Origin of the sequence: Virgisporangium ochraceum, assembly GCF_016863655.1 — a bacterium.
Lineage (GTDB): Bacteria > Actinomycetota > Actinomycetes > Mycobacteriales > Micromonosporaceae > Virgisporangium > Virgisporangium ochraceum.
The window spans coordinates 17607-41409 of sequence record NZ_BOPH01000062.1 but is presented as its reverse complement, the minus strand read 5'-3'; the positions used below and the strand labels follow the sequence as shown (position 1 = coordinate 41409).

Genomic DNA, 23803 nt, shown 5'->3' with positions numbered 1-23803 from the left:
GCCTCCCGGTCTCCCGGCCGAACGTACCGGCCGGGCCTTGCCACATCGATCCAATTACTACGCGCGCGGCTTCTCGCGCATCTCGAACGTGTCGATCACGTCGCCGACCTGGATGTCGTTGTAGTTACCCAGGTTGATACCGCACTCGAAGCCCTCGCGGACCTCGGTGGCGTCCTCCGTGAACCGCCGCAGCCCCACGACCGTGAGGTTGTCGGCGACCACGACGCCGTCGCGGATGAGACGCGCCTTGCCGTTGCGGCGGATGAGGCCGCTGCGCACCATACAACCGGCGATGCTGCCGAACCGCGACGAACGGAACACCTCGCGCACCTCGGCACTGCCCAGCTCGACCTCTTCGAACTCGGGCTTGAGCATGCCCTTGAGGGCCGACTCGATCTCCTCGATGGCCTGGTAGATGACCGTGTAGTACCGGATCTCCACGCCTTCGCGCTGGGCGAGGTCCTTCGTGCGGCCTTCCGCCCGCACGTTGAACCCGATGATGATCGCGTCGGACGCGCTGGCCAGGTTGACGTCGTCCTGGGTGACGGAGCCGACGCCGCGGTGGATGATCCGCAGCGTGACCTCGTCGGACACCTCGAGCTTGACGAGCGCGTCCTCCAGGGCCTCGACCGAACCCGAACCGTCGCCCTTGAGGATGAGGTTGAGGCTGGTCTTCTCGCCTTCCTTGAGCTCGCTGAACAGATCTTCCAGCGAACGACGGCGGCCGCTCATCGCCATCTCGGCCGCGCGACGGCGGGCCTGCCGCTGCTCGGCGATCTGGCGGGCGGTGCGGTCGTCGTCGGCGGCGAGGAACGTGTCGCCCGCGCCGGGGACGGCCGTGAGGCCGAGCACCAGCACCGGCTGCGACGGAACCGCCGTCTCCATCGGCCGCATGTTGTCGTCGAGCATCGCCCGGACGCGCCCGTAGGCCCGGCCGGCGACGATCGAGTCACCGATGTTGAGCGTGCCCTTCTGCACGAGCACCGTGGCCACCGGACCGCGGCCGCGGTCGAGGTGGGCCTCGATCGCGATGCCCTGTGCCGGACCGTCGAGCGGCGCCCGCAGGTCGAGCGACGCGTCGGCGGTGAGGATCACGGCTTCGAGCAGACCCTCGATGTTGATCCGGCTCTTCGCCGAGATGTTCACGAACATCGTGTCGCCGCCGTACTCCTCGGCGACCAGCCCGTACTCGGTGAGCTGCTGGCGCACCTTGTCGGGGTTCGCGCCCTCCTTGTCGATCTTGTTCACCGCGACCACGATCGGCACCTCGGCCGCCTGTGCGTGGTTCAGTGCCTCGATCGTCTGGGGCATGACGCCGTCGTCGGCCGCGACCACCAGGACCACGATGTCGGTGGCCTGGGCACCACGGGCACGCATGGCGGTGAACGCCTCGTGACCCGGGGTGTCGATGAACGTGATCGCGCGGTCTTCACCCTCGTGCTCGACGTGCACCTGGTACGCGCCGATGTGCTGGGTGATGCCGCCGGCCTCGCCCTCGACCACGTTGCTCGACCGGATCGCGTCGAGCAGCTTGGTCTTACCGTGGTCGACGTGACCCATGACGGTCACGACCGGCGGCCGGCTGACCAGGCGCTCCTCGTTGATCTCGGCGTCGAGGTCGATGTCGAAGCGGGCGAGGATCTCGCGGTCCTCGTCCTCCGGACTGACGATCTTGACGTCGAAGCCGAGGTGCTCACCGAGCAGCTGCAGCGTCTCGTCGGTGCACGACTGGGTGGCCGTGACCATCTCGCCCAGGTTGAACATCTCCTGGACGAGCGAGCCCGGGTTGGCACCGATGCGGTCGGCGAAGTCGCTCAGCGACGCGCCTCGCGGCAACCGGACCTCCTGGCCCTGGCCCCGGGGCGCACCCGAACCCATCGTGGGCGCGGAGAGGTTGTCGAACTCTTGACGCCTCTGCTTCTTCGACTTGCGGCCACGGGTGGGCCGGCCACCGGGACGCCCGAAGGCACCCGCCGCACCGCCACCGCGACCGCGGCCGCCTCCACCGGGACGACCCGGAGCACCCGCACCGGGCGCGCCGCCGCCACCACCGGGACGGTAGCCACCGCCACCGCCGCCGCCCCCACCGGGACCGCCGCGGAAACCGCCACCGCCACCGCCGCCGCCCCCACCGGGACCGCCACGGAAGCCACCGCCGCCGCCACCGGGACGACCGGCACCGCCGCCGCCACCGGGACCGCCGCGGAAACCGCCGCCGCCACCGGGACGACCGGCGCCACCACCACCGGGACCACCGCCCGGACGGGCCGGACGCTGGCTCGGCATCTGCGACGGGTTGGGCCGGGGGCCGCCCATCGAGGCCGGGCTGGGCCGCGGCGGCATCGACGCCGGGTTGGGCCGCGGGATCGAGTTCGGCGTCGGGCGGGCACCGCCGGCCGCCGGGTTGATGCCGAACGGGTTGTTACCGCCACGGGCCGGCGGACGCGGCGTGGCGCCGCCACCGGGACGCGGTGCGCCACCGCCGGGAGCGGGTGCGCCACCGGCAGGACCCGGACGCGGGCCGGGACGCGGCGCGCCGGTACCCGGCTGGCCACCCGACGGGCGACGGGTCGTCTCCTGCTGCCGGGCAGCCTGCGCGGCACGGATCGCCGCTTCCTGCTCGGCCTTCAGGGCAGCGGCGCGCGCCTCGGCGGCCGCCACCTCGATGTCGTGGGCGCTGGCCGGCTTGACCACCGGCGCGGCCGGCGTGACCGGACGCGGCGGACCCGGAACGGGACTGCGCCGGTCGCCACCCGGACGGTCGCCACCGGCGGCCGGGGCCGGACGCTTCGGCGGCGGCGGACCGGGACGCGCCGAGGTACGGGGCGGAGCCGGCGCGGCCGGCTTGCCCTCACCTCGCGGCGGACCGGGATGGGCCGCCCTGGTGGGCGGCGGAGCGGGCGTCACGGACACCGACGGTGCCGATCCGGCCTGCATCGACGCACGCAGACGACGCGCCACGGGCGCCTCTACCGTGCTGGAAGCTGATTTGACGTACTCGCCGAGCTCCTGGAGCTTCGCCAGTACGGTCTTGCTTTCGACCCCGAGCTCCTTGGCGAGCTCGTGTACGCGGGCCTTCCCTGCCACTGCACTCCTCATCTCGAGGTCGGCAGCAGCTCCTGGTGGGAGCCCACGCCGACCTCACTCGTGCACTTGAAGCCTTGTCATTTCAGGGACTTCACGGTGTGCTCATGTTGGTCGTCCTACCTTGCGGGTGCGGGTGGGCCGATTGACCCACCGCCGACGGTGCCAGCCCTGACCCACTCGAAAGAAGAGCCTCGGCCAGCTCACCGGTGTCGACGACTCCGGTGACGCGCAACGAACGCCCGAAGGCGCGCCGCCGCTGCGCTAGTGCGAAACAACCCGGACCGGGATGCAGATGCGCCCCGCGACCGGGCAGTTTACGTGCCGCGTCGGCAACCAGGCGGAAGGTGCCCGCCTGAGATTCGACAGCGACGAAACGCAACAACTCGGATGCCGGTACGCGCTTCCGGCAGCCGATGCAGGTGCGGACGGGTTGATCCGTAAGCACCGGAGGGGCGGCCGGTCGTGCGCGACGTACCACGGAAAGTCTACCCCGCGCTCTCCGCGCGTGCGCCTCCCGGTGTGGCAGGAGATCCACCCGCGGGCTCGTTGTCCGGACGAATGTCGATGCGCCAACCGGTCAAACGAGCCGCAAGCCGGGCATTCTGACCTTCGCGTCCAATAGCCAACGAAAGCTGGAAGTCGGGCACGATCACCCGCGCGGTGCGGTTCGTGGCGTCGACGACGTCGACGCGCAGTGCCTTCGCGGGCGACAGAGCGTTGCCGACGAACGCCGCGGGATCCTCAGACCAGTCGATAATGTCGATCTTCTCACCATGGAGCTCGCTCATGACCGCGCGGACCCGCTGACCCATCGGGCCGATGCAGGCGCCCTTGGCGTTGACACCCGGCGCCGTCGACCGGACCGCGATCTTGGTGCGGTGCCCCGCCTCGCGGGCGATCGCCGCGATCTCCACGGTGCCGTCGGCGATCTCCGGTACCTCGAGCGCGAACAGCTTCTTCACCAGGCCGGGATGCGACCGCGACAGCGTGATCTGCGGCCCGCGGAACCCCTTCACCACGTGCACGACGATGCACCGCAGCCGGTGCCCGTGCACGTACTCCTCGCCGGGCACCTGCTCGGCCGGCGGCAGCATGGCCTCGACCTTGCCCAGGTCGACGGTGACGATGCCCTTCTCGGCCCGCGACTCGTGCGCCTGAACCACGCCGGTGACCAGGTCGCCGTCGCGGCCGGCGTACTCGCCGAAGTGCGCCTCGTCGGTGGCCTCGCGCAGCCGCTGCAGGATCACCTGCTTGGCGGTCATCGCGGCGATGCGCCCGAAGTCGTGGGGGGTGTCGTCGAACTCGCGGACCACCTGGCCGTCCTCGCCCGTCTCCTGGGCGAACACGGCGGCGAAGCCGGTCTTGCGGTCGATCTCCACGCGGGCGTGCGGGTGGGCGCCCTCGGTGTGCCGGTACGCGGTCAGCAGGGCGGTCTCGATGGCCGACAGGATGGTCTCGAACGGGATCTCCCGCTCGCGCTCCAGCGCCCGGAGGGCCGCGAGGTCGATGTTCACTCCTCGTCCTCCTCGAAGTCATCGTCGGAATCGACATCGTCATAGTCTTCGGCGCCGTCGATCGGCGCCAGGTCATCGTCGGAGACCTCTTCGACCCGGCTGAACTCGAGCTGGATCTTCCCGGACCCGAGGTCTCCGTAGGCGAGCTCGTGGTCGGTGCCGTCGACCGACAGCACGACGCCGTCGTCGTCGGCCTTCATGACCCGGCCGGTGAGCTGCCGGTCGCCGGCCCGCACCTGCACCAGCCGGCCGACGTTGCGCCGCCAGTGCCGGGGCAGCGTGAGCGGCCGGTCGACGCCGGGCGAGCTGACCTGGAGTTCGTACTCGCCCGCGAACAGCACCTCACCGCCGGCCTCCGCCGCGTCGAGCGCCGCCGACACCAGCCGCGACACGTCGGCCACCGCGTCGAGGTTCACCCCGCCGTCCCGGTCGACGGTCAGCCGCACGAGGTGCCGGCGGCCGGCCCGCGACAACGACAGCCCGTCGAGGTCGTACCCGGCCCCGGTGACGACCGGCTCGATGACCTCCCGGACCCGCGCCCGGTTCGGCGCCGGCCCGGCCTGGTGCTCCCGCTGGGCCGGCGCGGCGGCGTGCCGCTGCGGGCCTGAACGTTGGGAGCCGGAGCGCGGCCCGCCAGCGCCGCGGCCGCCGCCGCTGCCACCGCGCCCGTGCCGCTGCGCCATCTCGGCCTCTTCCCTGTCGCTCAGTCGATCCGGCTGGCGCTGTTCACGCCGATACGCCGCTCGCAGGTTTCGCGAGCGGCTCGCCTGAGAGCCTAACGCGCCGTAATGATGCACGCCCGCACGGCGCTCCGACTGCGGGCGCGTTGCGCCGATGGTGTTGACTGTGGCGATGCCGTGGGGGTGGACGCGCCGTACCGTTCTCGCCGCCGCCGGCTCCGCCGGGGTGGTCGTCGCAGCGGGCTGTGATCTCAACGGCGCGGAGCCGTCGGCTGTTCCCGAGGCTGCCGCCGCCGCGTTGCGCCAGGTCGCCGGCGAGTCCCTCGACCTGGCCAACCGGTACGACGCGGCGATCTCGCAGAACCCCGACCAGTCGGCCCGCCTCACCGCGATCCGCGATGCCCACCGCGAGCACGCCGCCGCCATCGGTCGCTCGCTCGACACGTCGGTCGCGCCGGCGGCCGCTCCCGCCGCGTCGGGCAGCCAGGCGTCGGGCAGCGGCCTCAAGGCACTCGCCGCCGCCGAGAAGGCCGCCGCCGAGCGCGCGGTGGCCGCGTGCGTCGCGGCCACCTCCTATCACGCACCGTTGTTGGGCACGGTCGCGGCGGCCCGCGCCAGCCACGCCGAGGTGCTGCAGTGAAGGTGACGCACGTTCCCAGAGCCGGCTACAGGAGAACTTCGTGACGACGCCGGAGGAGGCCCTGGCATCGGCCCTGGTTGCCGAGCACGCCGCGGTCTTCGGTTACGGCCTGGTCGGCGCCAGGCTCGAGAGCGCCACGCTGCCCCTGGCCACCCAGGCCGAGCTGGCCCACCGCGCCCGCCGCGACGTGCTCGTCCTACGCCTGACCGAACGCGGCGCCAAGGTCCCACCGGCCGAGCCGGCGTACAGCCTGCCCGAGCCGGTCACCGACCAGGCCAGCGCCCTCAAGCTGGCCATCGGCATCGAGGAACGCACGGCCGCGGTGTGGCGTGCCGCCCTGCTCTCCACCGAGGCCGCCGACCGCCGCACCGCCGTCGACGCCCTCACCGACTGCGCCGTCCGGGCCACCCGCCTCCGCAAGGCCGCCAACCAGACCCCGGCCACCGTCCCCTTCCCCGGCCGCCTCTGACCCCCCCGCGGGCCGTGCCCCGCCGGGCCCGCCCGCCGGCCATCCACGCGCCGATCTTGCAGTTGTGGCCGCACCTTTCTAGCGCTATGTCCTGACTTATCCGGGGCCACAAGTGCAAGATCGGCGCGGGCGAGGGCCACCCGGGGGTGGGGTGTCAGGCGGCGCGTTCCACTGGGAGGTGGGATCTCGTGAACAGGGCGGCGCCGACCATTGCCGCCACCGGGACCACCACCAGGGACACGAACACGTTCAGCCACGGGACCACGTACGGCATCGGCTGCTCGAACGCCGGCCACGTGTACGCCAGTGCCCGGTTCGAGCCCGCGATCACCGCCGCCGCCGCGCCGAGTCCGGCCAGCAGACCCAGCAGCGAGCCAAGACCCGCCACGATGCCGGTGCGGCTGAGCGACAGCATCCGGCGCACCCCCGGCGACGCGCCGACCGCCGCCAGCGTGGTCAGGTCGGCCCTGCCCTCCGCCGCGGCCAGGCCGGTCGCGATGCCGGCGGCGCCGATCGTCACCGCGCCCGCGACGATCGCGAGCACCACGAGGAACGGTTCGTCTCGGGGCTTGGGCGGCGTCTGCACGTCGATCTGCCAGCTGCCCGCGACCTTCGCCGCCGCGGCCAGGAACGCGTCCCGCTCGGCCAGGGTCGGCATGTGGTCGGTGACGCCGATGAAGCCGGCCGGCGCGCTCGCCAGTCCCAGCGTCGCCACGCCCTCGGGCGAGATGACGACGACGGGCGAGTCGACCTCCGGCAGCGCGAGCGCGGCCGCCCGCAGCTCCCGGGCCTCGCTCGTGGCGCCGCTGAGCGTCAGCGTGGTGTGGCCGTCGACGACCGCGAACCGGTCGGCCACGAGAACGCCACCCGAGCGCAGCATCGCGGTGGCCGCGTCGAGGGTCGGCGCGTCGAGGTCGACGAGCGTGCCCAGGTCCTTCGCGTCGATCACGACCTGGTCGAACGCGGGACCGTAGGACTGGCGCAGCGTCGTCTCGCAGCGGGGGTCTCCGCGGGCGGCCTTCTGGTCGTCGCGGCTGAGGTCGCCCCGGTTCTCGAACGGGCACTTCTGTGCGGTCGGCCGCTCGGTGCCGACCCAGCAGATCGGGTCGGTGGCGTCGGCGCAGAGCACCCGGCCGACGGCGACGGTGGCGGTCACCGGCATGGTGCTCGACATCGCCGCGGCGAGGGCGGGGAACGCACTGGCCGGCGGCGCCGGCAGCGGGGGCTGGTCGGGGCCCGGCGGGTAGAGGTTCAGCTGGGCGGTGACCCAGCCGGCCGGCACCGCCAGCGGCTCGCCGGAGTCGACGTACTTGTTGGTGCCGCTGGCGAGCGTCACACCGGCGAGCGTGCTGACCGCGACGGCCGCGAGTACGGCGCTGATCGCGGGAGCGGCCGCGGCCCGGTTACGGCCGACGTCACGCAGCGCGATCCGGGCCGACAGCGGGAACCGGCCGCCGAGCCGGGCGATCAGCCCGACGAGCGCGGGGGTGCACAGCACCAGCCCGATCTCGCCGATCACCATGCCGGCCATCGACATCGTGTCGTCGGCCCGTGAGGCGCCGAACCCGGTGAGCGCGATCCCGGCCACGAGGGTCACCAGGCCGATCACCGCCCAGCGGCGGCGCAGCCGGGTGACGGCGTACAGGCCGCGCAGCGCGGCGACCACCGGCTGGCGGGCCGCCGTCCACGCCGGGACGAGCGCGGCGAGCAGCCCCGAGACGACCGCCAGCAGCGCCAGCCCGGCCAGCGCGGACGGGAAGATCCGGAACGCGCCGGGCGAGGCGCCCATCACGGTGTCGTCGATCAGCGGGCGGGTGGCCCAGGCCACGAACGTCCCCAGCACGAGGCCGAGCGCGGCGGCGACCGCGCCGAGCACGATGCCGTCGGCGAGCACGATCCGGCGCAGGTGGGCCGGGTTGCCACCGGCGGCGGCGACGAGCGCGAGCTCACGCCGCCGGCGGCGGGCGCCGACCGCGAACGCCGGTGCGGCGAGCAGCACCACCTCGAGGATCAGCGCGCCGGCGAACACCGTGGCGAACTGGAACGCCTCGCCGCTGTTCTGCGACCGCTGCGGCATCGTGGCCGGGTCGTACGGCGGCGGGTCGATCATCACCGCCCGCGAGTAGCCGACCCCGCCGCGCTTGTTCAGCGCCACGACGTCCGACCACGCCAGGGGCGCCGGCGTGTCGGCGAGCCACGACGTGTTCCGCGAGGAGAACGGCGCCGCGCCCGGTCGGAAGACGACCAGGTCGCTGTTCAGGCTCTGCGGGTTGTCGACCAGCCCGACGATCTTCCACGTCCGGCCGTCGGGTGCCGAGAGCGTGCCGCCGACGCCGGCGCCCACCCGGTCACGCGCGGCCGTGGTGATCGCCACCTCGCCGGCGTTGGCCGGTGCCCGCCCTGCCACCGGACGCAGGATCCCCCTGGCCAGTGCGTCGGTGTAGTCGAGCTCCCAGACGTTCAGCCCGCCGCGGCCGGTCTTCGTGGTGAACGTGGCCGAGCCCTCGGTCCACGGGATGATCCGGCTGCCGGCCGGCAGCAGACCGGTCGCGGCCGCGGCGGTCAGCTCGACCTGGTCCCCCTCGGTCGTCAGGCCGAAGTCGGTCGGCTCCTGCTTGACCGGCTTGTCGTACAGGCCGGTGAGCCTGATGTCGGCGGTGCCGAGGTCCCGGTCGGCCTGCTCCGTCGGCGTCAGGGTGAACGTGTCGTAGGTGACCGCGAAGAACGCGAACGCCAGCACGGGCAGCCCGATCAGCGCGAGCACGAGCGCACTGCGTCCCTTCGAACGCAGCGCCTCCCGGCGGGCGATCCGCAGCGCGACCAGCCAGGCCCTCACCGCGGCGCCCCGGTGAGGAGCTGGTCGGCCTCGCCGATCGGGCCGGTGGTGTCGACGATCACGCCGTCCTTGAGGAACACCACGCGGTCGGCCCAGGCGGCGTGCCGCGCCTCGTGGGTCACCAGGATCGCGGCGGCACCGGCGTCGACACGGGCGCGCAGCACCCGCAGCACCGCCTCGCCGGTCTCCGAGTCCAGTGCACCGGTCGGTTCGTCGGCCAGCACCAGCCGCCGCTCGCCGACCAGCGCGCGGGCGATCGCCACCCGCTGCTGCTGGCCGCCGGACAGCTGCTCGGGGAAGCGCTTGGCCAGGTCACCGAGGTTGAGGTCGGCGAGCGCGGCCAGCGCGAGCCGGCGGGCGGCCCGGATCGACCTCCCGTCGAGTTCCAGTGGCAACGCCACGTTCTCCACGGCGGTGAGGCTGGGCAGGAGGTTCAGCTCCTGGAACACGTAGCCGACCCGGCGCCGGCGCACCGCGGCGAGCTTGCGCTTGGACAGCGTGCCGAGCACCTGCCCCTCCACGGTCACCTCGCCGCGGGACGGCGCGTCGAGGCCGCCGCACAGGTTGAGCAGCGTCGACTTGCCCGACCCGGACGGTCCCATCACGGCCACCAGCTCGCCCGACCCGACCGACAGCGAGACGCCGCGCAGCGCGTGCACTGCCGTGTCGCCGCTCCCGTGGACCCGGTGCACGTCACGCAGTTCGAGGATGGTCATCGCGCACGCTCCTTCGCGGGCTCTTCCGCCCCGGTTTCGGTGGGTGGGGTGGTGCGCGCGTGGCGGACGACCGTGGTCTCGCAGTGGTCGAGCCACCGCACCTCGGCCTCCGCCTGGAAGATCATCGCGTCGAGCACCAGGAGCCACGACAGGTCCGTCGGCGTGGCGGTGCGGTTCTTGAGCCGCGTGTACTCCTGCAGCGCGCGCATGGTCGCGCTGCGCTGCGCCTGGATCACGCGGGGCACGTCGACACCCGCGGTGGTCAGCGCGAGCGCGAGCTTGATGGCGAGTTCGTCGCGGGGACGCTCACCGCGCTGCACCGGGGTGGTGAACCAGGCGTCCAGGTCGGCCCGCCCCGCGTCGGTGATCGAGTACGGCCGCTGACCGGTCTCGCTCTCGGGCAGGGCGACCGCGAGGCCGTCGCGTTCGAGCCGCGAGAGGGTCGTGTAGACCTGCCCGATGTTGAGCGGCCACGTCCCGCCGGTCGTCTCCTCGAACGCGACGCGCAGCTGGTACCCGTACATCGGTCCCCGCCGCAGCAACGCCAGCAACCCGTACCTGATCGACATGGATACCGAGTATGCATACCCCGTATGCCCGTGACAAGAAGTAGGCCCGGACGCTCTCGTAGCGTCCGGGCCCGCTTACGGAAGGGTCAGAATTTCGACCCCGTCGTCGGTGACCAGCACCGTGTGCTCGAACTGCGCGGTCCACTTCCGGTCCTTGGTGACGACCGTCCAGCCGTCCTTCCACATCTCGTACCGGTGCGTGCCGAGAGTGATCATCGGTTCGATCGTGAACGTCATGCCCGGTTCCATCATCGTGGTGAGGTCGGGCTTGTCGTAGTGCGGCACGTAGAGCCCGGAGTGGAACGTCTCGCCGATGCCGTGACCGGTGAAGTCGCGCACGACCCCGTAGCCGAAGCGGCGCGCGTACGCCTCGATCACCCGGCCGACGGCGTTGAGCTGCCGGCCCGGGGCGACCGCGCGGATGCCGCGCATCATCGCCTCGTGGGTGCGCTCGACGAGCAGCCGGTTCTCCTCGGTGACGTTGCCGACGCAGAACGTCGCGTCGGTGTCGCCGTGCACCCCGTGGATGAACGCCGTGACGTCGACGTTGATGATGTCGCCGTCCTCGATCACGGTGGTGTCGGGGATGCCGTGGCAGATGACCTCGTTGAGCGAGGTGCAGCACGACTTCGGGAACCCCCGGTACCCCAACGTCGACGGGTACGCGCCGTGGTCGCAGAGGAACTCGTGTACGACGGCGTCGATCTCGTCGGTGGTGACGCCCGGCTGGCAGTGCTCCCCGGCGAGCTGCGTGGCCTGCGCGGCGAGCCGCCCGGCGATGCGCATCTTCTCGATCGTCTCGGGCGTCTGGACGTCGGAGCCACGGTACTTCCTGGGCCCGGGCCTGCCGACGTACTCGGGGCGGGCGATGGACGCCGGCACCTCCCGCCACGGGGACAGCGTGCCGGGCCGGAGTGGGGCGCGGGTCTGCATGGGGTCGAGCCTAACCTGTGACCGGTAGCCGACCGTCCATCCCCGGGAGGCCGTCGATGCTGGTCAGATTCTTCTTCCGCACGTAGTCGGCGATGTCGTCGTCGGTCTTGCGCTCGGCCCACCGTTCCATGAGGTCGCGGTCGCCGACGTAGTCCATGAACGGCACCCCGTAGCCGCACGAGTCGCTGATCCGACTCACCGAGACCTCGATGACCGACCGCAGGCCGTGGGTGCGCGGCTCCGGGAACGCCGGGAGAAGGTCGGGGTCGTCGGGCGGCGCGGCCCGTCCCGTGCCGTGCAGGCGGACGATGTTCGGCGCGCCCTCGAACGCGCAGAACATGATCACGATGCGCCCGTTCTCCCGGAGGTGGGCGAGGGTCTCCACGCCGCTGCCCAGGTAGTCGAGGTAGGCGAACCGGTTCCCGTCGAGCACGGCGAACGTCCCGCGCCCGCCCTTCGGTGACACGTTGATGTGGCCCTCCGGCCCGGCGGGCGCGGTGGCCACGAAGAACATCGGCTGCGCCTCGATGAACTCGCGGAGCCGCCCGTCGATCGTCTCGTAGATCTTCCCCATGCGGACGACGCTACGCGGCCTCGACCAGCGCGCGGAACGGACGGACGTCGCCGGCCATCTCGGGGTGCCACTGCACGCCGAACACGAACCGCCGGCCCGGGTCCTCCAGCGCCTCGATCACCCCGTCGTCGGCCCGGCCGGTGATCGTGAGCTTGCCCGGGTCGTTCGTCGCCTGGTGGTGGTACGAGTTCACCTCGGCCCGCTCGCCGAAGATCTCCGCCGCCCGGCTGCCGGGCACGAAGCTCGCCAGGTGGCTGCCGTACACGCCCGGCGCCGGGGCGTGCTTGCTGGCACCTCCGAGCACGTCGGGCAGGTGCTGGTGGAGGGTGCCGCCGTAGGCCACGGCCAGCAGTTCCATGCCCCGGCACACGCCGAGCACCGGCAGGTCGGCCGCCAGCGCCGCGTCGAGCACGGCGAACTCGCCGGCGTCGCGGTCGGGCCGGGTCACGGTGAGTTCGTGGGGCTCCGCCGCGTACCGGGCCGGCTCGATGTCGGCGCCGCCGGCGAGCACCAGCCCGTCGAGCCGGCTCACCAGGTCGGCGGCGCCAGCGTCGTCGGGCGGCAGCACGATCGCGCGGCCGCCGGCTTCGGTCACCATGCGCACATAGCTCTCCGGGACCAGCACAGCGGGCAGATCCCACACGCCCCACCGCGCCTGCTCGACGTACGCGGTGATCCCGATCAGCGGACGCGCGGTCACAGCGGGGTCACGTAGGCGCCGGTGATGCCACCGTCGACCACGAACGTGTTGGCGGTCATGAAGCTGGAGTCGTCGCTCGCGAGGAACGCCACCGCGGCCGCGATCTCGGCCGGGTCGCCGAAGCGTCCCATCGGCACGTGCACGAGCCGGCGGGCGGCGCGCTCCGGGTCCTTCGCGAACAGCTCCATCAGCATCGGGGTGGCGATCGGGCCCGGGCACAACGCGTTCACCCGGATGCCCTCGCGGGCGAACTGCACGCCGAGTTCGCGCGTCATCGACAGCACGGCGCCCTTGCTGGCGGTGTAGGCGATCTGCGACGTGGCCGCGCCGAGCAGCGCCACGAAGCTGGCCGTGTTGATGATGGATCCCTTGCCCTGCCGGCGCATGTGCGGCAGCACGTACTTGCAGCAGTAGTAGACGCTCGTCGCGTTCACCGACATGACGCGCTCCCACGCCTCGATGCCGGTGTCGAGGATCGAGTCGTCCTCGGGCGGCGAGATACCCGCGTTGTTGAACGCGACGTCGACCCGGCCGTGCCGTTCGACGACGCCGTCGAACAGGTCACGCACCTGCTCCTCGCTGGCCACGTCGACGGTCACCGGATCGCCGCCGACCTCGTCGGCGGCCGCCTTCGCGGCGTCGGGGTTCAGGTCGGCCGCCACCACGACGGCGCCCTCCGACGCGAACCGCCGCGCGGTCGCCAGCCCGATGCCGCTGCCGGCACCGGTGATGACGGCGACGCGCCCTTCCAACCGGTTCATGGTTCTCCTACTCGCTGCTGAAGAAGACGTTCTTGACCTCGGTGAAGGCCGCGACCGCGTCGGGGCCCAGCTCGCGGCCGAGGCCGCTCTGCTTCACGCCGCCGAACGGCGTCCAGTACCGGACGCTGGAGTTCGAGTTGACGCTCAGGTTGCCGGTCTCCACACCACGGGAAACGCGGATGGCCCGCCCGAGGTCGCTGGTCCAGATCGAGCCGGACAGCCCGTACTCGGTGTCGTTGGCCAGTCTGACAGCCTCGTCCTCGTCGTCGAACGGCAGCACGGACACGACCGGTCCGAAGATCTCCTCGCGCCAGTGCCGGTCGTCGGCGCTCTTCGCCAGCAGCACCGTGGGCGGGAACCAGAAGCCCCTGCCGGCGGGGGCGCCGCCGCGGAATGCGACGTCCGCACCGTCCACATAGGACGCGACGCTCGCGCGTTGCCCGGCCGAGATGAGCGGGCCCATCTCCGCGTCGGGCCGGGCCGGATCGGCGCACCTGAACGCGGTCACGGAGGCTTCCAGCAGACCGAGGAACCGGTCGTACACGGGACGCTGCACGAGGATCCGCGACCGGGCACAGCAGTCCTGCCCGGCGTTGTCGAACGCGGCGCCCGGCGCGGCGGCGGCCGCCTTCTCCAGGTCGGCGTCGGCGAACACGATGTTGGCGCTCTTGCCACCCAGCTCGAGCGTGAGCCGCTTCACCTGGTCGGCACAGCCGGCCATGATGCGCTTGCCCACGTCGGTGGACCCGGTGAAGCACACCTTGCGCACCAACGAGTGCGTGACGAACCGCTCCCCCACCACCGAGCCCTTGCCCGGCACGACGGTGAACACGCCCTCGGGGATGCCGGCCTCCAGCGCCAGCTCGCCGAGCCTGATGGCGGTCAGCGGCGTGAGCTCGGCGGGCTTGAGCACCACGGTGTTGCCGGCCGCGAGCGCGGGCGCGAAGCCCCAGCCGGCGATCGGCATCGGGAAGTTCCACGGCACGATGATCCCGACGACGCCGAGCGGCTCGTGGAACGTGACGTCCATTCCGCCCGGCACCGGGATCTGGTGCCCCAGCAGGCGTTCCGGCGCGGCCGAGTAGTACGCGAGGACGTCGCGGACGTTGCCGGCCTCCCAGCGGGCGTTGCCGATGGTGTGGCCGGAGTTGCGCACCTCCAGCTGCGCCAGCTCCTCGATGTGGTCGTCCACGATCGACGCGAAGCTCCGGAGCAGCCGCGCCCGGTCACCCGGCGAGACTGCCTTCCACGCCGGGAAGGCCTTGTGCGCCCGTGCGATCGCCGCGTCGGTGTCCTCAGTGGACGCCGCCGGTACGGTCGCGACCACCTCTTCGGTGACGGGGCTTATGACATCGGTCATTACAGCCTTTCGAACCCTCGAACCAGTTCCCAGTCGGTGACGGCCGCGTCGAACGCGGCCAGCTCGACCTTCGCGTTGTTGGCGTAGTGCGCGACGACGTCGTCGCCGAAGGCGCTCTTCGCGATCTCGCTCGACTCCCACAGCGCCAACGCGTCGCGCAGGTGGGCCGGAACGTGCGGCGCGTCGGCGTCGGCGTAGGCGTTGCCCACGTACTCGTCCTCGAGTGCCAGCTCGTTCTCGATGCCGTGCAGTGCCCCGGCCACGAGGCCGGCCACGGCCAGGTACGGGTTGACGTCGGCGCCCGGCACCCGGTTCTCCACCCGCAACGACGACGGGCCGTGGCCCACCAGGCGCAGCGAGCAGGTGCGGTTGTCGGTGCCCCACCGCACGGCCGTCGGCGCGAACGAGCCCTCCACGTACCGCTTGTACGAGTTGATGTTCGGCGCGAACAGGAGCGTGAACTCACGCATCGTGGCGAGCATCCCGGCCATCACGTGGCCCATCACGGGTGACGTGTGCCCGGGCCCGTCGCCGTACGACACCGGCTCGTCGTTCCCGATGCCGCGCATGGAGAAGTGGATGTGGCAGGAGTTGCCCTCGCGCGCGTTGGGCTTGGCCATGAACGTGACCGACATGCCCTCCTGCGCGGCGATCTCCTTGGCGCCGTTCTTGTAGATGACGTGGTTGTCGCAGGCCTCCTGGGCCTCGGCGTACCTGAACGCCACCTCGTGCTGTCCGAGGTTGCACTCGCCCTTCGCGCTCTCCGGGGTGAGCCCGGCGCCGTACATGTCGTTGCGGATCCGGCGCAGGAACGGCTCGACGCGGGCGGTCTGGAGCAGCGAGTAGTCGGCGTTGAAGATGTTGCCGGGCACGAGGTTGCGGTAGCCCTTGGCGTACGCGTCCTCGTAGGAGTCCTTGTAGAGGACGAACTCGAGCTCGGTTCCGGCGTACGCGCGGTACCCGGCGTCGGCGAGGCGGGCGAGCTGCTTCTGCAGGATCTGCCGCGGTGACGCGGGCACCGGGGTGTGGTCGAGCCAGTTCAGGTCGGCCAGCACGAGGGCCGAGCCCGGGTGCCAGGGCATGGTGCGCAGCGTGGAGAAGTCGGGCGTCATCGCGAAGTCGCCGTAGCCGCGTGACCACGAGGACATCTCGTAGCCCTCGACGGTGTTCATCTCGACGTCGACGGCCAGCAGGTAGTTGCAGCCCTCGGTGCCGTGTTCCGCCACCTCGTCGAGGAAGTGCCGGGCGTGGAACCGTTTGCCCTGCAGGCGCCCCTGCATGTCGGTGATCGCGACGACCACGGTGTCGATGTCCCCGCGCTCGACCCGGGTGGCCAGCTCTTCCAGCGTCAACATTGGACCTCCACCGTAAATGGTCTACCAGCAAACCTTTGACGACAAGCTCAACCCAGCAAACCGCGGAGCAGCTCGGCCGTGCCGTCGCAGTGTTCCTCCATACCCACCCGGGCCACCTCCGGATCACCGGCGAGGATCGCGTCGACCACGGCGGTGTGCTGGGCGTCGGAGTGGTCGAGGTTACGGCGGATCACGGGGATGGCGGCGAGCAGCTGGTCGAGGCGCAGCTGCACGTCGGCGACCGCCGCAGCCACCGACTCGCTGCCGCTGGCCGCCGCGATCGCGAGGTGCAGCCGCGAGTCGTTGACCCGCCTGGTCGTCGGGTCGCGCTCGCGGCTCGCGGTGAGGCAGGCCACCAGGCGCGAGCGCTGCGCGGCCGACAGCGGCCGGCCGGCCGCCAGCGCGGCGGCACCCGGTTCGAGCACCCGCCGGAAGTCGAGCGCGTCGTGCAACTGGTCGCCCATCGCGCGGGCGAGGGTCCCGGCGTCGGGCGCCGGCCCGGTGGTGGGACCGGAGTGGACGACGAACGTGCCGCCCGCCCGGCCCCGGCGCGATTCCAGGTACCCGGCCTCCCGCAGGGCGGCGATCGCCTCCCGCAGCGTCACCCGCGAGACCCGCAACTGCTCGGCCAGCTCGCGCTCCGGCGGGAGCCGCTCACCGACCGCGACCAGCCCGAGCCGGATGGCCTGGGCCAACCGGGCGACGGTGATCTCGAAGGCGTTGCCGCCCCGGACCGGCCGCCACACCGGCACTTCCGTCAGATCCGCCGCCACGAGCCGCCTTCCCCGTACCGGCCGCCGGTGCGGTACACCGACGGCCGGTCTCGTACGGATCTACTGTTGCGCGGGCTCGTCGACGTTGCGCCGCATACCGGTGAAGTGCTTGCGCCCGTTGGCGAACCACAGCGCCGCGACGAACACGACGACGATCAGGAGCGCGATCGGCGCGTAGTTGACGGCCTTCCAGTCGAAGTCGGCGTTGCCCGGGATACCGGCCGGGCTGAACGGCAGGATGAAGTAGATCGACACCACGATGATCTCGATCGCGGCGATCCAGCCGATCACCTTGTACTTGCGGCCGAGCGTCCACGGGCCGGGCACGAACCGGTCACCCATCCGCAGCCGCAGCAGGATCGGGATGAGGAACGCGACGTACAGACCGATGACGGCCACCGAGACGACCGCGTAGAACGCCACCGGAACACCGTTGGGCGCCTCGTACAGCGCCGGCAGGGTCAGGATCAGGCCGGCCGCGGTGCCGAAGACGATGGCCGCCACCGGGGTTCCGTTGCGGTCCACCTTGGACAGTGTCTTCGACGCCGGCATGCCGCGGTCACGGGCGAACGCGAACGTCATGCGCGACATGCTCGTCACGCAGCTCATGCCGCAGAAGAACTGGCCGATCGTCGAGATGATGATGACGGCCTTGAAGAAGCCCGACGACAACGCCGTCTCCAGCACGGTGCCGGAGAACCCGGCCGACTCGTTGATCGCGTCGACCTCGGTGGCCGCGAACAGCAGTGCCAGCAGCAGGATCCAGCCGCCGATGGCCGAGTACGCGATCGACTGCCACAGGCCGTTGGCCGCTGACCGCGCCGCGCCCTTGGTCTCCTCCGACACGTGCGCGCACGCGTCGAACCCGGTGATCGTGTACTGGGTCAGCAGGAAGCCGAGCGGCAGCACGTAGAGCCAGTACATTCCGCCGCTGTTGGCCCCGTCGGCGAAGCCGGAGTTGTTGAACCGCTCACCGAACACCCAGCCGGCGCTCTGGTGCTTGTCGGGCACGAACATCAGGATCGCGACGATCACCACCGCGCCGAAGACGTGCCACCACACGGAGACGTTCTGCAGCGTGTGGATGATGGGCTGGCCGAAGATGTTGATGAGCCCGTGCGCCACCAGGATGACGACGAACAGCACGAACGCCTGGTTGAGGGTGCCGTCCCAGCCGTCGACCGTGTTGGCCAGCACCAGGTTCAGGAACGTGGCGCACCCGTAGTCGACCGACGCGGTCACCGCGATCAGACCGATGAGGTTGAGCCAGCCGGTGAACCAGCCGTACGCCGGCCCACCCATCTTCGAGGCCCACCAGTAGATGCCACCGGCCGTCGGGTACGCCGACACCAGCTCCGACATCGCGAAACCGATGAGCAGGATGAAGATGGAGATGAGCGGCCAGCCCCAGGAGATCGCGACCGGGCCGCCGTTGTTCCAGGCCTGGCCGAACGTCGTGAAACAGCCGGCCAGGATCGAGATGATGCTGAAGGATATGGCGAAGTTGGAGAACGCGCTCCACTTCCGCTTGAGCTCCTGCTTGTAACCGAGCTCCGCGAGGAGTCTCTCGTCGTCGTCGGGTTCGTTGACCCGCTGCGATGCCGTTGCCATGGCACCTCTTTCCCGCTAAGGAAGCCCGCTACATGGGGTTGGCCGCGGGCCGTCGACCCGCCGCGGTGTCGAGCAACCGGCCGAACCCGGGTGCGGTCAGGTCGCGTACGGCCTGCCCCCACTTGTCGGCCGCTTCCCCGGCATAGTCGAATCCACTGTCCCCGCCGGTGATCAATCCACAGTGGACAGCGAACCACAGCGTCCACGTCACGTTGGACGCGATGAGGTTCAGCCGCACCCGGGCCAGGAGCGCGGCGCTGTGCTCCGGCCCGAAATACGCCGCGGCGAGCCGACCCGCCTGATCGGGGTCGAAGTCGGCTTCGGCGGCGATGTCACCCAGCTCGAAAGCCGGGTCGTTGTTGCCAGCCAGTTGGTAGTCGATGATGCGGACCCGCCCGTCGGGTTCCTGGACGAAGTTCTCGGGCAGGAGGTCGTTGTGGCACGGCACGGTCGGCAACGGGTCCGTCGCCAGCGCCCGCCGGAGCCGGCCGACCGCGTCGTCGTGGTCGTGGTAACCCTCGGGCACCGGCAGATCGTGCCGCGCGCACAGGGCCAGGAGTTCCTCGCGCTTGGCGAAGATGTCGAAGTCGGTACCGAACCGCTCGCCGGCGTGCAGCGCGCGGCAGGCGGTGGCGATCGGGTGCGCCAGACCCGGGTCGCGCACGTCGGCGGCGCCGAGCGTGCGGCCGGGCAGGAACTCGAGCAGGAGCGCCGGGACGTCGGGCAGCACCTCGACCACCCGCGCGCCGATCCCGCTCCGCGCGGCGGCGAGGGTGTTCTCGACCTCGTCGGCCGGTGCTACGCCCAGACCGGCCGCCGAGACCGCGGGCTGCAGCACGCGCAGCACGTACCGGTCACCGTCGGCGTCGACCAGGTAGATGTGGTGGCTGAGCCCGCCCGGGAGCGGCTCCCACGTCACCGCACGCCCAGCGACGGTCGCGATCCGGCCCAGCAGGACCTCGACCGGTACATCGCTCATGCGTGAGCCCTCCGCCTGACCTGGACGGGGTTGATCAGCGCAGTTTGGGCCTGGGCGATGCCAGCCGTCAATAGGCGGCCGGGGAAATATTGGAACGGCGTCAGACCTTTATCTCTCCGGTCCCGCGGTGCTATGAAGCCCCCGTGGAGATCACGGTTCCCGAGCGGGCCCGCGCCGTCGTCATCGGCGGTGGCGTCGCCGGCTGCAGCATCGCCTACCACCTGGCCCGGCTCGGCTGGACCGACATCGTGCTCGTCGAGCAGCACGAGCTGACGGAGGGCACCACCTGGCACTCGGCCGGCTTCGTGGGCCAGCTCCGGTCCACCATCACCCAGACCAAGATGATCATGTATTCGTCGTCGCTCTACGCCGAACTCCGGGAGCGCACCGGCCTCGACCCGGGGTGGCGCGGCGTCGGCGGGCTGCGGCTGGCCACCACCCCGGACCGGGTGGACGAGCTGCGCCGGCAGGTCAGCTCCGCCACCACGTACGGGCTCGACCTGCACCTGCTCGACCGGGCCGAGACCGCAGCCCTCGCACCGGCCCTCGACGTCGCCGACGTCCTGGCGGCCGGGTGGCTCGCCGGCGACGGCTACCTCGAACCGGCCCGCCTCGCGGAGGCCCTGGCCGCCGGTGCGCGTCAGCTCGGGGCGACGCTGCTCACGGGCGTCCGGGTGGATGCGATCGAGACCACGGACGGTGAGGTGCGGGCGGTCGTCACCACGCACGGACGCATCGAGACCTCCACCGTCGTGAACGCCGCCGGTGCGGCGGCCGGAAGCGTCGGCCGGCTCGCCGGTGCGGCGGTTCCGGTGGTCCCGATCAGGCACCAGTACGTGGTGTCGTCGCCGTCGCCGTCGTTCGCGGACCTGCCGACGGTGCGCGACCCCGATCACATCGTGTACTTCCGGCCCGAGGGCGATGGGCTGCTCGTCGGCGGCTACATCCGCGACACCGAGACCTGTTGGGAGTCCTCGACCCTGGCCTCCCCGCGGACGCTGTTCGAGCCCGACCTCGGTAAGTTCGACGAGTCGTGGTCCAACGCCCGGAAGCGGGTTCCGTCACTGCGGCCGGCGTCGATCGCGAAGGTGGTGCACGGGCCGGAGGCGTTCACGCCCGACGGCGAGTTCCTCCTCGGCGAGACGGCGGTGCGCGGGTTCTGGGTGGCCGCCGGCTTCTGCGTGCACGGTCTCGCCGCCGCCGGCGGAGTCGGCAAGGTGATGGCCGAGTGGATCGTCGACGGCCTGCCCGAGTGGGACATGTCCACGATGGACATTCGCCGGTTCGGCGCGTTCTCCGGCAGCCGCTCCTGGGCCACCGCCAAGGCGCTGGACGCCTACTCCCGCTACTACGACATCGTGCTCCCCCACCAGGAGTGGACCGCCGCGCGTCCGCTGCGCCGCTCGCCGGTGTGGCCGCGCCTGTCCGACGCCGGTGCCGCGCTCGGCGAGAAGGCGGGCTGGGAGCGGGCCAACTGGTTCGGGTGGGGCGCAGACGTTTCGGCGGCGCGCCCGCGCGGCTGGGCCGGCCGCAACTGGTCCCCTTCCATCGCCGCCGAATGCGCGCACACGACGGCGGCCGCGGGTCTGTTCGACCAGTCCTCGTTCGCCAAGCTCGACGTGCGCGGCCCCGACGCCGCGACGTTCCTGTCCTGGATGTGCGCCGGCCGGGTCGACCGCGCGCCGGGAACGGTCACGTACACCCAGCTGTTGAACGCCCGCGCCGGGATCGAGGCCGACCTGACGGTGACCCGGTTGGCCCCGGACCACTTCCGCCTGGTGACCAGCACGGCCAGCGGCACCCGCGACGCCCAGTGGCTGCGCCGGCACGCCACCGGTCACGACGTGTCCATTGTGGACGTGACCGGCGCCTACGGCTGCCTGTGCCTGTGGGGCCCGCACGCCCGCGACGTCCTGGCACCCCTGACCGACGACCCGTTGGACTTCGGCTTCATGAAGGCCCGCGACCTGTTCGTCGGCTCCGTTCCGGTGCTGGCCCAGCGGGTGACGTTCGTCGGCGAGTTCGGGTGGGAGCTCTACGCCGGTGCCGAGTACACCCTGACCCTGTGGGACCTGCTGCTGCGGTCGGGCGTGGCAAGGCCGGCCGGCTACCGTGCCATCGACTCCATGCGCCTGGAGAAGGGCTACCGGGTCTGGGGCTCCGACATCACGCCCGAGACCACGCCCGCGGAGGCCGGCCTGACGTTCGCTGTCCGCACGGACGGCGACTTCCTCGGCCGCGAGGCCCTCCTGGCGGCGACCCCGCGCCGGCGGCTGCGCTGCCTGGTCCTCGCCGACCCGTCGACCGCGTGCCTGGGCACCGAACCCGTCCGGGTCGACGGCGTGCCGGTCGGGCGGGTCACCTCGGGCGGCATCGGCTACCGCGTGGGGGCGTCCATCGCGTACGCGTACCTGCCGGCGGAGGTCACGGTCGGCGCGGAGGTGGAGGTCGGCGTCTTCGGAGCGTGGGAGCGGGCCACGGTCACGGCGGAGCCCCTTTACGACCCGGACAACACCCGCGTCCGCGACGGGGCGGGAACGACCCGGTCGCGTCCGGTCCGCTTCGCCTCGTAGAGGCCCGCATCGGCCGCGTCGAGCAGGCTCCGGTAGTCGTCGCCGGGCCGCCGGTCGGCGACGCCCATGCTGATCGTGACCGCCAGCCCCGCGCACACCGAGGCCCAGTCGTACGCGCTCACGAGGGTCCGCAGGGTGTCGCACACGGCGAGCGCGGCGTCCGGTCCGGCGCCCGGCAGCACGATGACGAACTCCTCACCGCCGAGGCGGGCGACGAACGCGGGCTCCGCGAGGCCGGCGCGCAGCACCGCGGCGGCCTGACGCAGCACCTCGTCACCGACCAGGTGCCCGAAGTCGTCGTTGACCCCCTTGAACCGGTCGATGTCGGCGATCGCCACGGTGAACGGCGCGTCCGACCGCTCGGCCGCGTCCAGCAACTGCGGCACGGTGAGATCGGCCCAGCGCCGGTTGGCGAGGCCGGTCAGGGAGTCCTCGTGCGCGTACCGGTCGAGCTCCACGGCGCGCAGTTCGAGCTCGCGGCTGCGGACCCGGTGGAGCTCGGCCTCCAACCGGGCGTTCTCGGCTTCCAGGCGGGCGTGGTCCAGCTCGAAGTGGTGTGTCATCAGACGCGCCCGGGCCGCCGCCACATCGCTGCGCGTCTCCCGCTCCAGTTCGTGGTAGCTCCGGTAGTGCTCCAGGGCGCGGCGGAAGTCGCCGTTCTGCTCGTAGGCGTCGCACAGCTCCTTGTGCGCCGTCATCATCAGCGGCTTCTCGCCGGCCCCGCCGGCCCGGCCGAGCGCCTCGACGAGCCCGTCGATAGCCCTGCCCGTGTCGCCGGCCAGCCGGTGCACCCGCGCGACGCTCAACAGGGTCGACAGCTCCAACGAGCGGTACCCGCGCTCGGCCGCGAGCAGCCGCGACTCCTCGACGGCGGCGAAGGCCGCGGGAATTCGACCGGCCAGGCCGAGCAGCATGGCGAGGTTGTCGAGGCTCATCGCGGTGCGGAACGGGTGCGACGCGGCTCGCGCCAGCTCCAGCGCCTGTTCGGCGTGGTCGAGCGCGGCCACCAGGATCGCGTGGGTCGGTGCGGTGCCGCCCTGCGCGCGCAGCAGCCCGACGGCGTTGTCGGCCAGGTTGTTCAGGATGCAGAAGCGCGCCTCGGCGTCCATGTCGGTCGACAGTTCCAGGGCCTGCAGCAGGAGGGCGTTGCCCTGCTGGTGGTTGCCCATGGTGCTGTGGACGACGCCCGCGCGGTTGTGGACCCAGTACAGCAGCCCCCGGTCGCCGCACTTGAGGGCCAGGTCGCGGGCCAGGTTCAGCTCCTCGAGGGCCTCTTCGAAGAGTCCGAGTTCCGAGTACGCGAACGCCAGGGCCGTTCGGTCCCAGCAGATCCCGGCGTCGTCGTCGAGTTCCTCCAGGATGGCGATGGAGTCGCGACAGGCGCGCACGCAGTCCTCGAGTTCACCCAGCCGCAGCTGCTGGTTGGCGAGCGACCGCAGGGCCCGTGCCCGGCCGGCCGGACTGCCCGCGACGGCGACACCCTGGCGGGCGAGGGCCGCTCCCGCGCGGTAGTCGCCGCTCGAGCGCGCCTCCTCGGCCCGTTCGAGAAGCGACTCGAGCGGGTCGGGGTGCGCCGTCGGCTCCGCCACATGGCCACATGTCACGAGCCCGGGATCGGCTCGACCCCGGCGGCGGTGAAGCCAAACCCGCGACATCGACCCGAACGGCCGACA

General features: G+C 71.8%; 20 protein-coding genes. 3 read left to right on the top strand and 17 right to left on the bottom strand.

Going from position 1 to position 23803, the window contains the following annotated elements; genetic code table 11:
- Positions 1 to 57: 57 nt before the first annotated feature.
- The 4 genes from infB to rimP all read right to left on the bottom strand — a co-directional run bounded on the left by infB (position 58) and on the right by rimP (position 5284).
- Positions 58 to 3087: a translation initiation factor IF-2 gene (gene infB, locus Voc01_RS21855; protein ID WP_203929358.1), complete on the bottom strand. Its 3030-nt coding sequence runs from the start codon at positions 3085 to 3087 to the stop codon at positions 58 to 60.
- Between the two features lie 91 nt (positions 3088 to 3178).
- Positions 3179 to 3532: a YlxR family protein gene (locus tag Voc01_RS21850; RefSeq protein WP_239160378.1), complete on the bottom strand. Its 354-nt coding sequence runs from the start codon at positions 3530 to 3532 to the stop codon at positions 3179 to 3181.
- A gap of 40 nt (positions 3533 to 3572) precedes the next feature.
- The gene (gene nusA / locus Voc01_RS21845; protein WP_203929357.1) at positions 3573 to 4601 is read right to left on the bottom strand and encodes a transcription termination factor NusA; all 1029 of its coding nucleotides are present in this window, start codon (positions 4599 to 4601) and stop codon (positions 3573 to 3575) included.
- Entirely contained in the window at positions 4598 to 5284 is a 687-nt protein-coding gene (rimP, locus tag Voc01_RS21840; protein WP_203929356.1) for a ribosome maturation factor RimP, read from the bottom strand. Before rimP ends, nusA begins: the two co-directional genes overlap by 4 nt.
- 151 nt (positions 5285 to 5435) lie before the next feature.
- On the opposite strand from rimP, the gene Voc01_RS53205 reads away from it, so the two are divergent.
- Positions 5436 to 5921 (top strand): hypothetical protein, encoded by a 486-nt coding sequence (locus Voc01_RS53205; RefSeq protein WP_239160377.1) that lies wholly within the window; start codon positions 5436 to 5438, stop codon positions 5919 to 5921.
- A 40-nt stretch (positions 5922 to 5961) separates the two neighbouring features.
- Positions 5962 to 6390 (top strand): ferritin-like domain-containing protein, encoded by a 429-nt coding sequence (locus tag Voc01_RS53200; protein ID WP_239160376.1) that lies wholly within the window; start codon positions 5962 to 5964, stop codon positions 6388 to 6390.
- A gap of 154 nt (positions 6391 to 6544) precedes the next feature.
- Here the strand turns inward: Voc01_RS53200 and Voc01_RS21830 are convergent, their stop codons facing one another.
- The 12 genes from Voc01_RS21830 to Voc01_RS21775 form a co-directional block, all read right to left on the bottom strand.
- On the bottom strand, positions 6545 to 9226 hold the full coding sequence (locus Voc01_RS21830) for an ABC transporter permease (protein ID WP_203929354.1): 2682 nt from the start codon (positions 9224 to 9226) through the stop codon (positions 6545 to 6547).
- Positions 9223 to 9942 carry an ABC transporter ATP-binding protein gene (locus tag Voc01_RS21825; protein WP_203929353.1) on the bottom strand — a complete coding sequence of 240 codons (720 nt, stop codon included), beginning with the start codon at positions 9940 to 9942 and terminating at the stop codon, positions 9223 to 9225. The genes Voc01_RS21830 and Voc01_RS21825 overlap by 4 nt, the downstream gene beginning before the upstream one ends.
- Positions 9939 to 10511, bottom strand: coding sequence for a PadR family transcriptional regulator (locus Voc01_RS21820; RefSeq protein ID WP_203929352.1), 573 nt, complete (start codon positions 10509 to 10511; stop codon positions 9939 to 9941). Before Voc01_RS21820 ends, Voc01_RS21825 begins: the two co-directional genes overlap by 4 nt.
- A 75-nt stretch (positions 10512 to 10586) precedes the next feature.
- The gene (gene map / locus Voc01_RS21815) at positions 10587 to 11444 is read right to left on the bottom strand and encodes a type I methionyl aminopeptidase (RefSeq protein ID WP_203929351.1); all 858 of its coding nucleotides are present in this window, start codon (positions 11442 to 11444) and stop codon (positions 10587 to 10589) included.
- A 10-nt stretch (positions 11445 to 11454) separates the two neighbouring features.
- The gene (locus tag Voc01_RS21810) at positions 11455 to 12018 is read right to left on the bottom strand and encodes a pyridoxamine 5'-phosphate oxidase family protein (RefSeq protein ID WP_203929350.1); all 564 of its coding nucleotides are present in this window, start codon (positions 12016 to 12018) and stop codon (positions 11455 to 11457) included.
- A 10-nt stretch (positions 12019 to 12028) separates the two neighbouring features.
- Complete coding sequence (locus Voc01_RS21805; RefSeq protein WP_239160375.1) at positions 12029 to 12718, bottom strand: gamma-glutamyl-gamma-aminobutyrate hydrolase family protein; 690 nt, start codon at positions 12716 to 12718, stop codon at positions 12029 to 12031.
- Positions 12715 to 13479 carry a 3-oxoacyl-ACP reductase gene (locus Voc01_RS21800; protein WP_203929349.1) on the bottom strand — a complete coding sequence of 255 codons (765 nt, stop codon included), beginning with the start codon at positions 13477 to 13479 and terminating at the stop codon, positions 12715 to 12717. The genes Voc01_RS21805 and Voc01_RS21800 overlap by 4 nt, the downstream gene beginning before the upstream one ends.
- 7 nt (positions 13480 to 13486) lie before the next feature.
- Positions 13487 to 14839 carry an aldehyde dehydrogenase family protein gene (locus Voc01_RS21795; protein WP_203929348.1) on the bottom strand — a complete coding sequence of 451 codons (1353 nt, stop codon included), beginning with the start codon at positions 14837 to 14839 and terminating at the stop codon, positions 13487 to 13489.
- Complete coding sequence (locus Voc01_RS21790) at positions 14839 to 16194, bottom strand: glutamine synthetase family protein (protein ID WP_203929347.1); 1356 nt, start codon at positions 16192 to 16194, stop codon at positions 14839 to 14841. The genes Voc01_RS21795 and Voc01_RS21790 overlap by 1 nt, the downstream gene beginning before the upstream one ends.
- Positions 16195 to 16241: 47 nt before the next feature.
- Entirely contained in the window at positions 16242 to 16967 is a 726-nt protein-coding gene (locus tag Voc01_RS21785; protein WP_203929346.1) for a FadR/GntR family transcriptional regulator, read from the bottom strand.
- 60 nt (positions 16968 to 17027) lie between these two features.
- Positions 17028 to 18578: an amino acid permease gene (locus Voc01_RS21780; RefSeq protein ID WP_203929345.1), complete on the bottom strand. Its 1551-nt coding sequence runs from the start codon at positions 18576 to 18578 to the stop codon at positions 17028 to 17030.
- A 28-nt stretch (positions 18579 to 18606) separates the two neighbouring features.
- Positions 18607 to 19557: a phosphotransferase gene (locus tag Voc01_RS21775; RefSeq protein WP_203929344.1), complete on the bottom strand. Its 951-nt coding sequence runs from the start codon at positions 19555 to 19557 to the stop codon at positions 18607 to 18609.
- A 143-nt stretch (positions 19558 to 19700) separates the two neighbouring features.
- Between Voc01_RS21775 and Voc01_RS21770 the strand changes: the two genes are divergently transcribed.
- Entirely contained in the window at positions 19701 to 22130 is a 2430-nt protein-coding gene (locus Voc01_RS21770; protein ID WP_203929343.1) for a GcvT family protein, read from the top strand.
- On the opposite strand, the gene Voc01_RS21765 is transcribed toward Voc01_RS21770, so the two are convergent.
- A complete protein-coding gene (locus Voc01_RS21765) occupies positions 22055 to 23719 on the bottom strand; it encodes a GGDEF domain-containing protein (protein WP_203929342.1) in 1665 nt (554 codons plus the stop codon). The genes Voc01_RS21770 and Voc01_RS21765 overlap by 76 nt on opposite strands.
- Positions 23720 to 23803: the final 84 nt, after the last annotated feature.

Bases quoted from the DNA above. Each gene is read 5' to 3' on its own strand.
- rimP (WP_203929356.1), bottom strand. From the start codon at position 5,284: ATGGCGCAGCGGCACGGGCGCGGTGGCAGCGGCGGCGGCCGCGGCGCT.
- Voc01_RS53205 (WP_239160377.1), top strand. From the start codon at position 5,436: ATGGTGTTGACTGTGGCGATGCCGTGGGGGTGGACGCGCCGTACCGTT.
- Voc01_RS21825 (WP_203929353.1), bottom strand. From the start codon at position 9,942: ATGACCATCCTCGAACTGCGTGACGTGCACCGGGTCCACGGGAGCGGC.
- Voc01_RS21820 (WP_203929352.1), bottom strand. From the start codon at position 10,511: ATGTCGATCAGGTACGGGTTGCTGGCGTTGCTGCGGCGGGGACCGATG.
- map (WP_203929351.1), bottom strand. From the start codon at position 11,444: ATGCAGACCCGCGCCCCACTCCGGCCCGGCACGCTGTCCCCGTGGCGG.
- Voc01_RS21810 (WP_203929350.1), bottom strand. From the start codon at position 12,018: ATGGGGAAGATCTACGAGACGATCGACGGGCGGCTCCGCGAGTTCATC.
- Voc01_RS21800 (WP_203929349.1), bottom strand. From the start codon at position 13,479: ATGAACCGGTTGGAAGGGCGCGTCGCCGTCATCACCGGTGCCGGCAGC.
- Voc01_RS21795 (WP_203929348.1), bottom strand. From the start codon at position 14,839: ATGACCGATGTCATAAGCCCCGTCACCGAAGAGGTGGTCGCGACCGTA.
- Voc01_RS21790 (WP_203929347.1), bottom strand. From the start codon at position 16,194: ATGTTGACGCTGGAAGAGCTGGCCACCCGGGTCGAGCGCGGGGACATC.
- Voc01_RS21780 (WP_203929345.1), bottom strand. From the start codon at position 18,578: ATGGCAACGGCATCGCAGCGGGTCAACGAACCCGACGACGACGAGAGA.
- Voc01_RS21775 (WP_203929344.1), bottom strand. From the start codon at position 19,557: ATGAGCGATGTACCGGTCGAGGTCCTGCTGGGCCGGATCGCGACCGTC.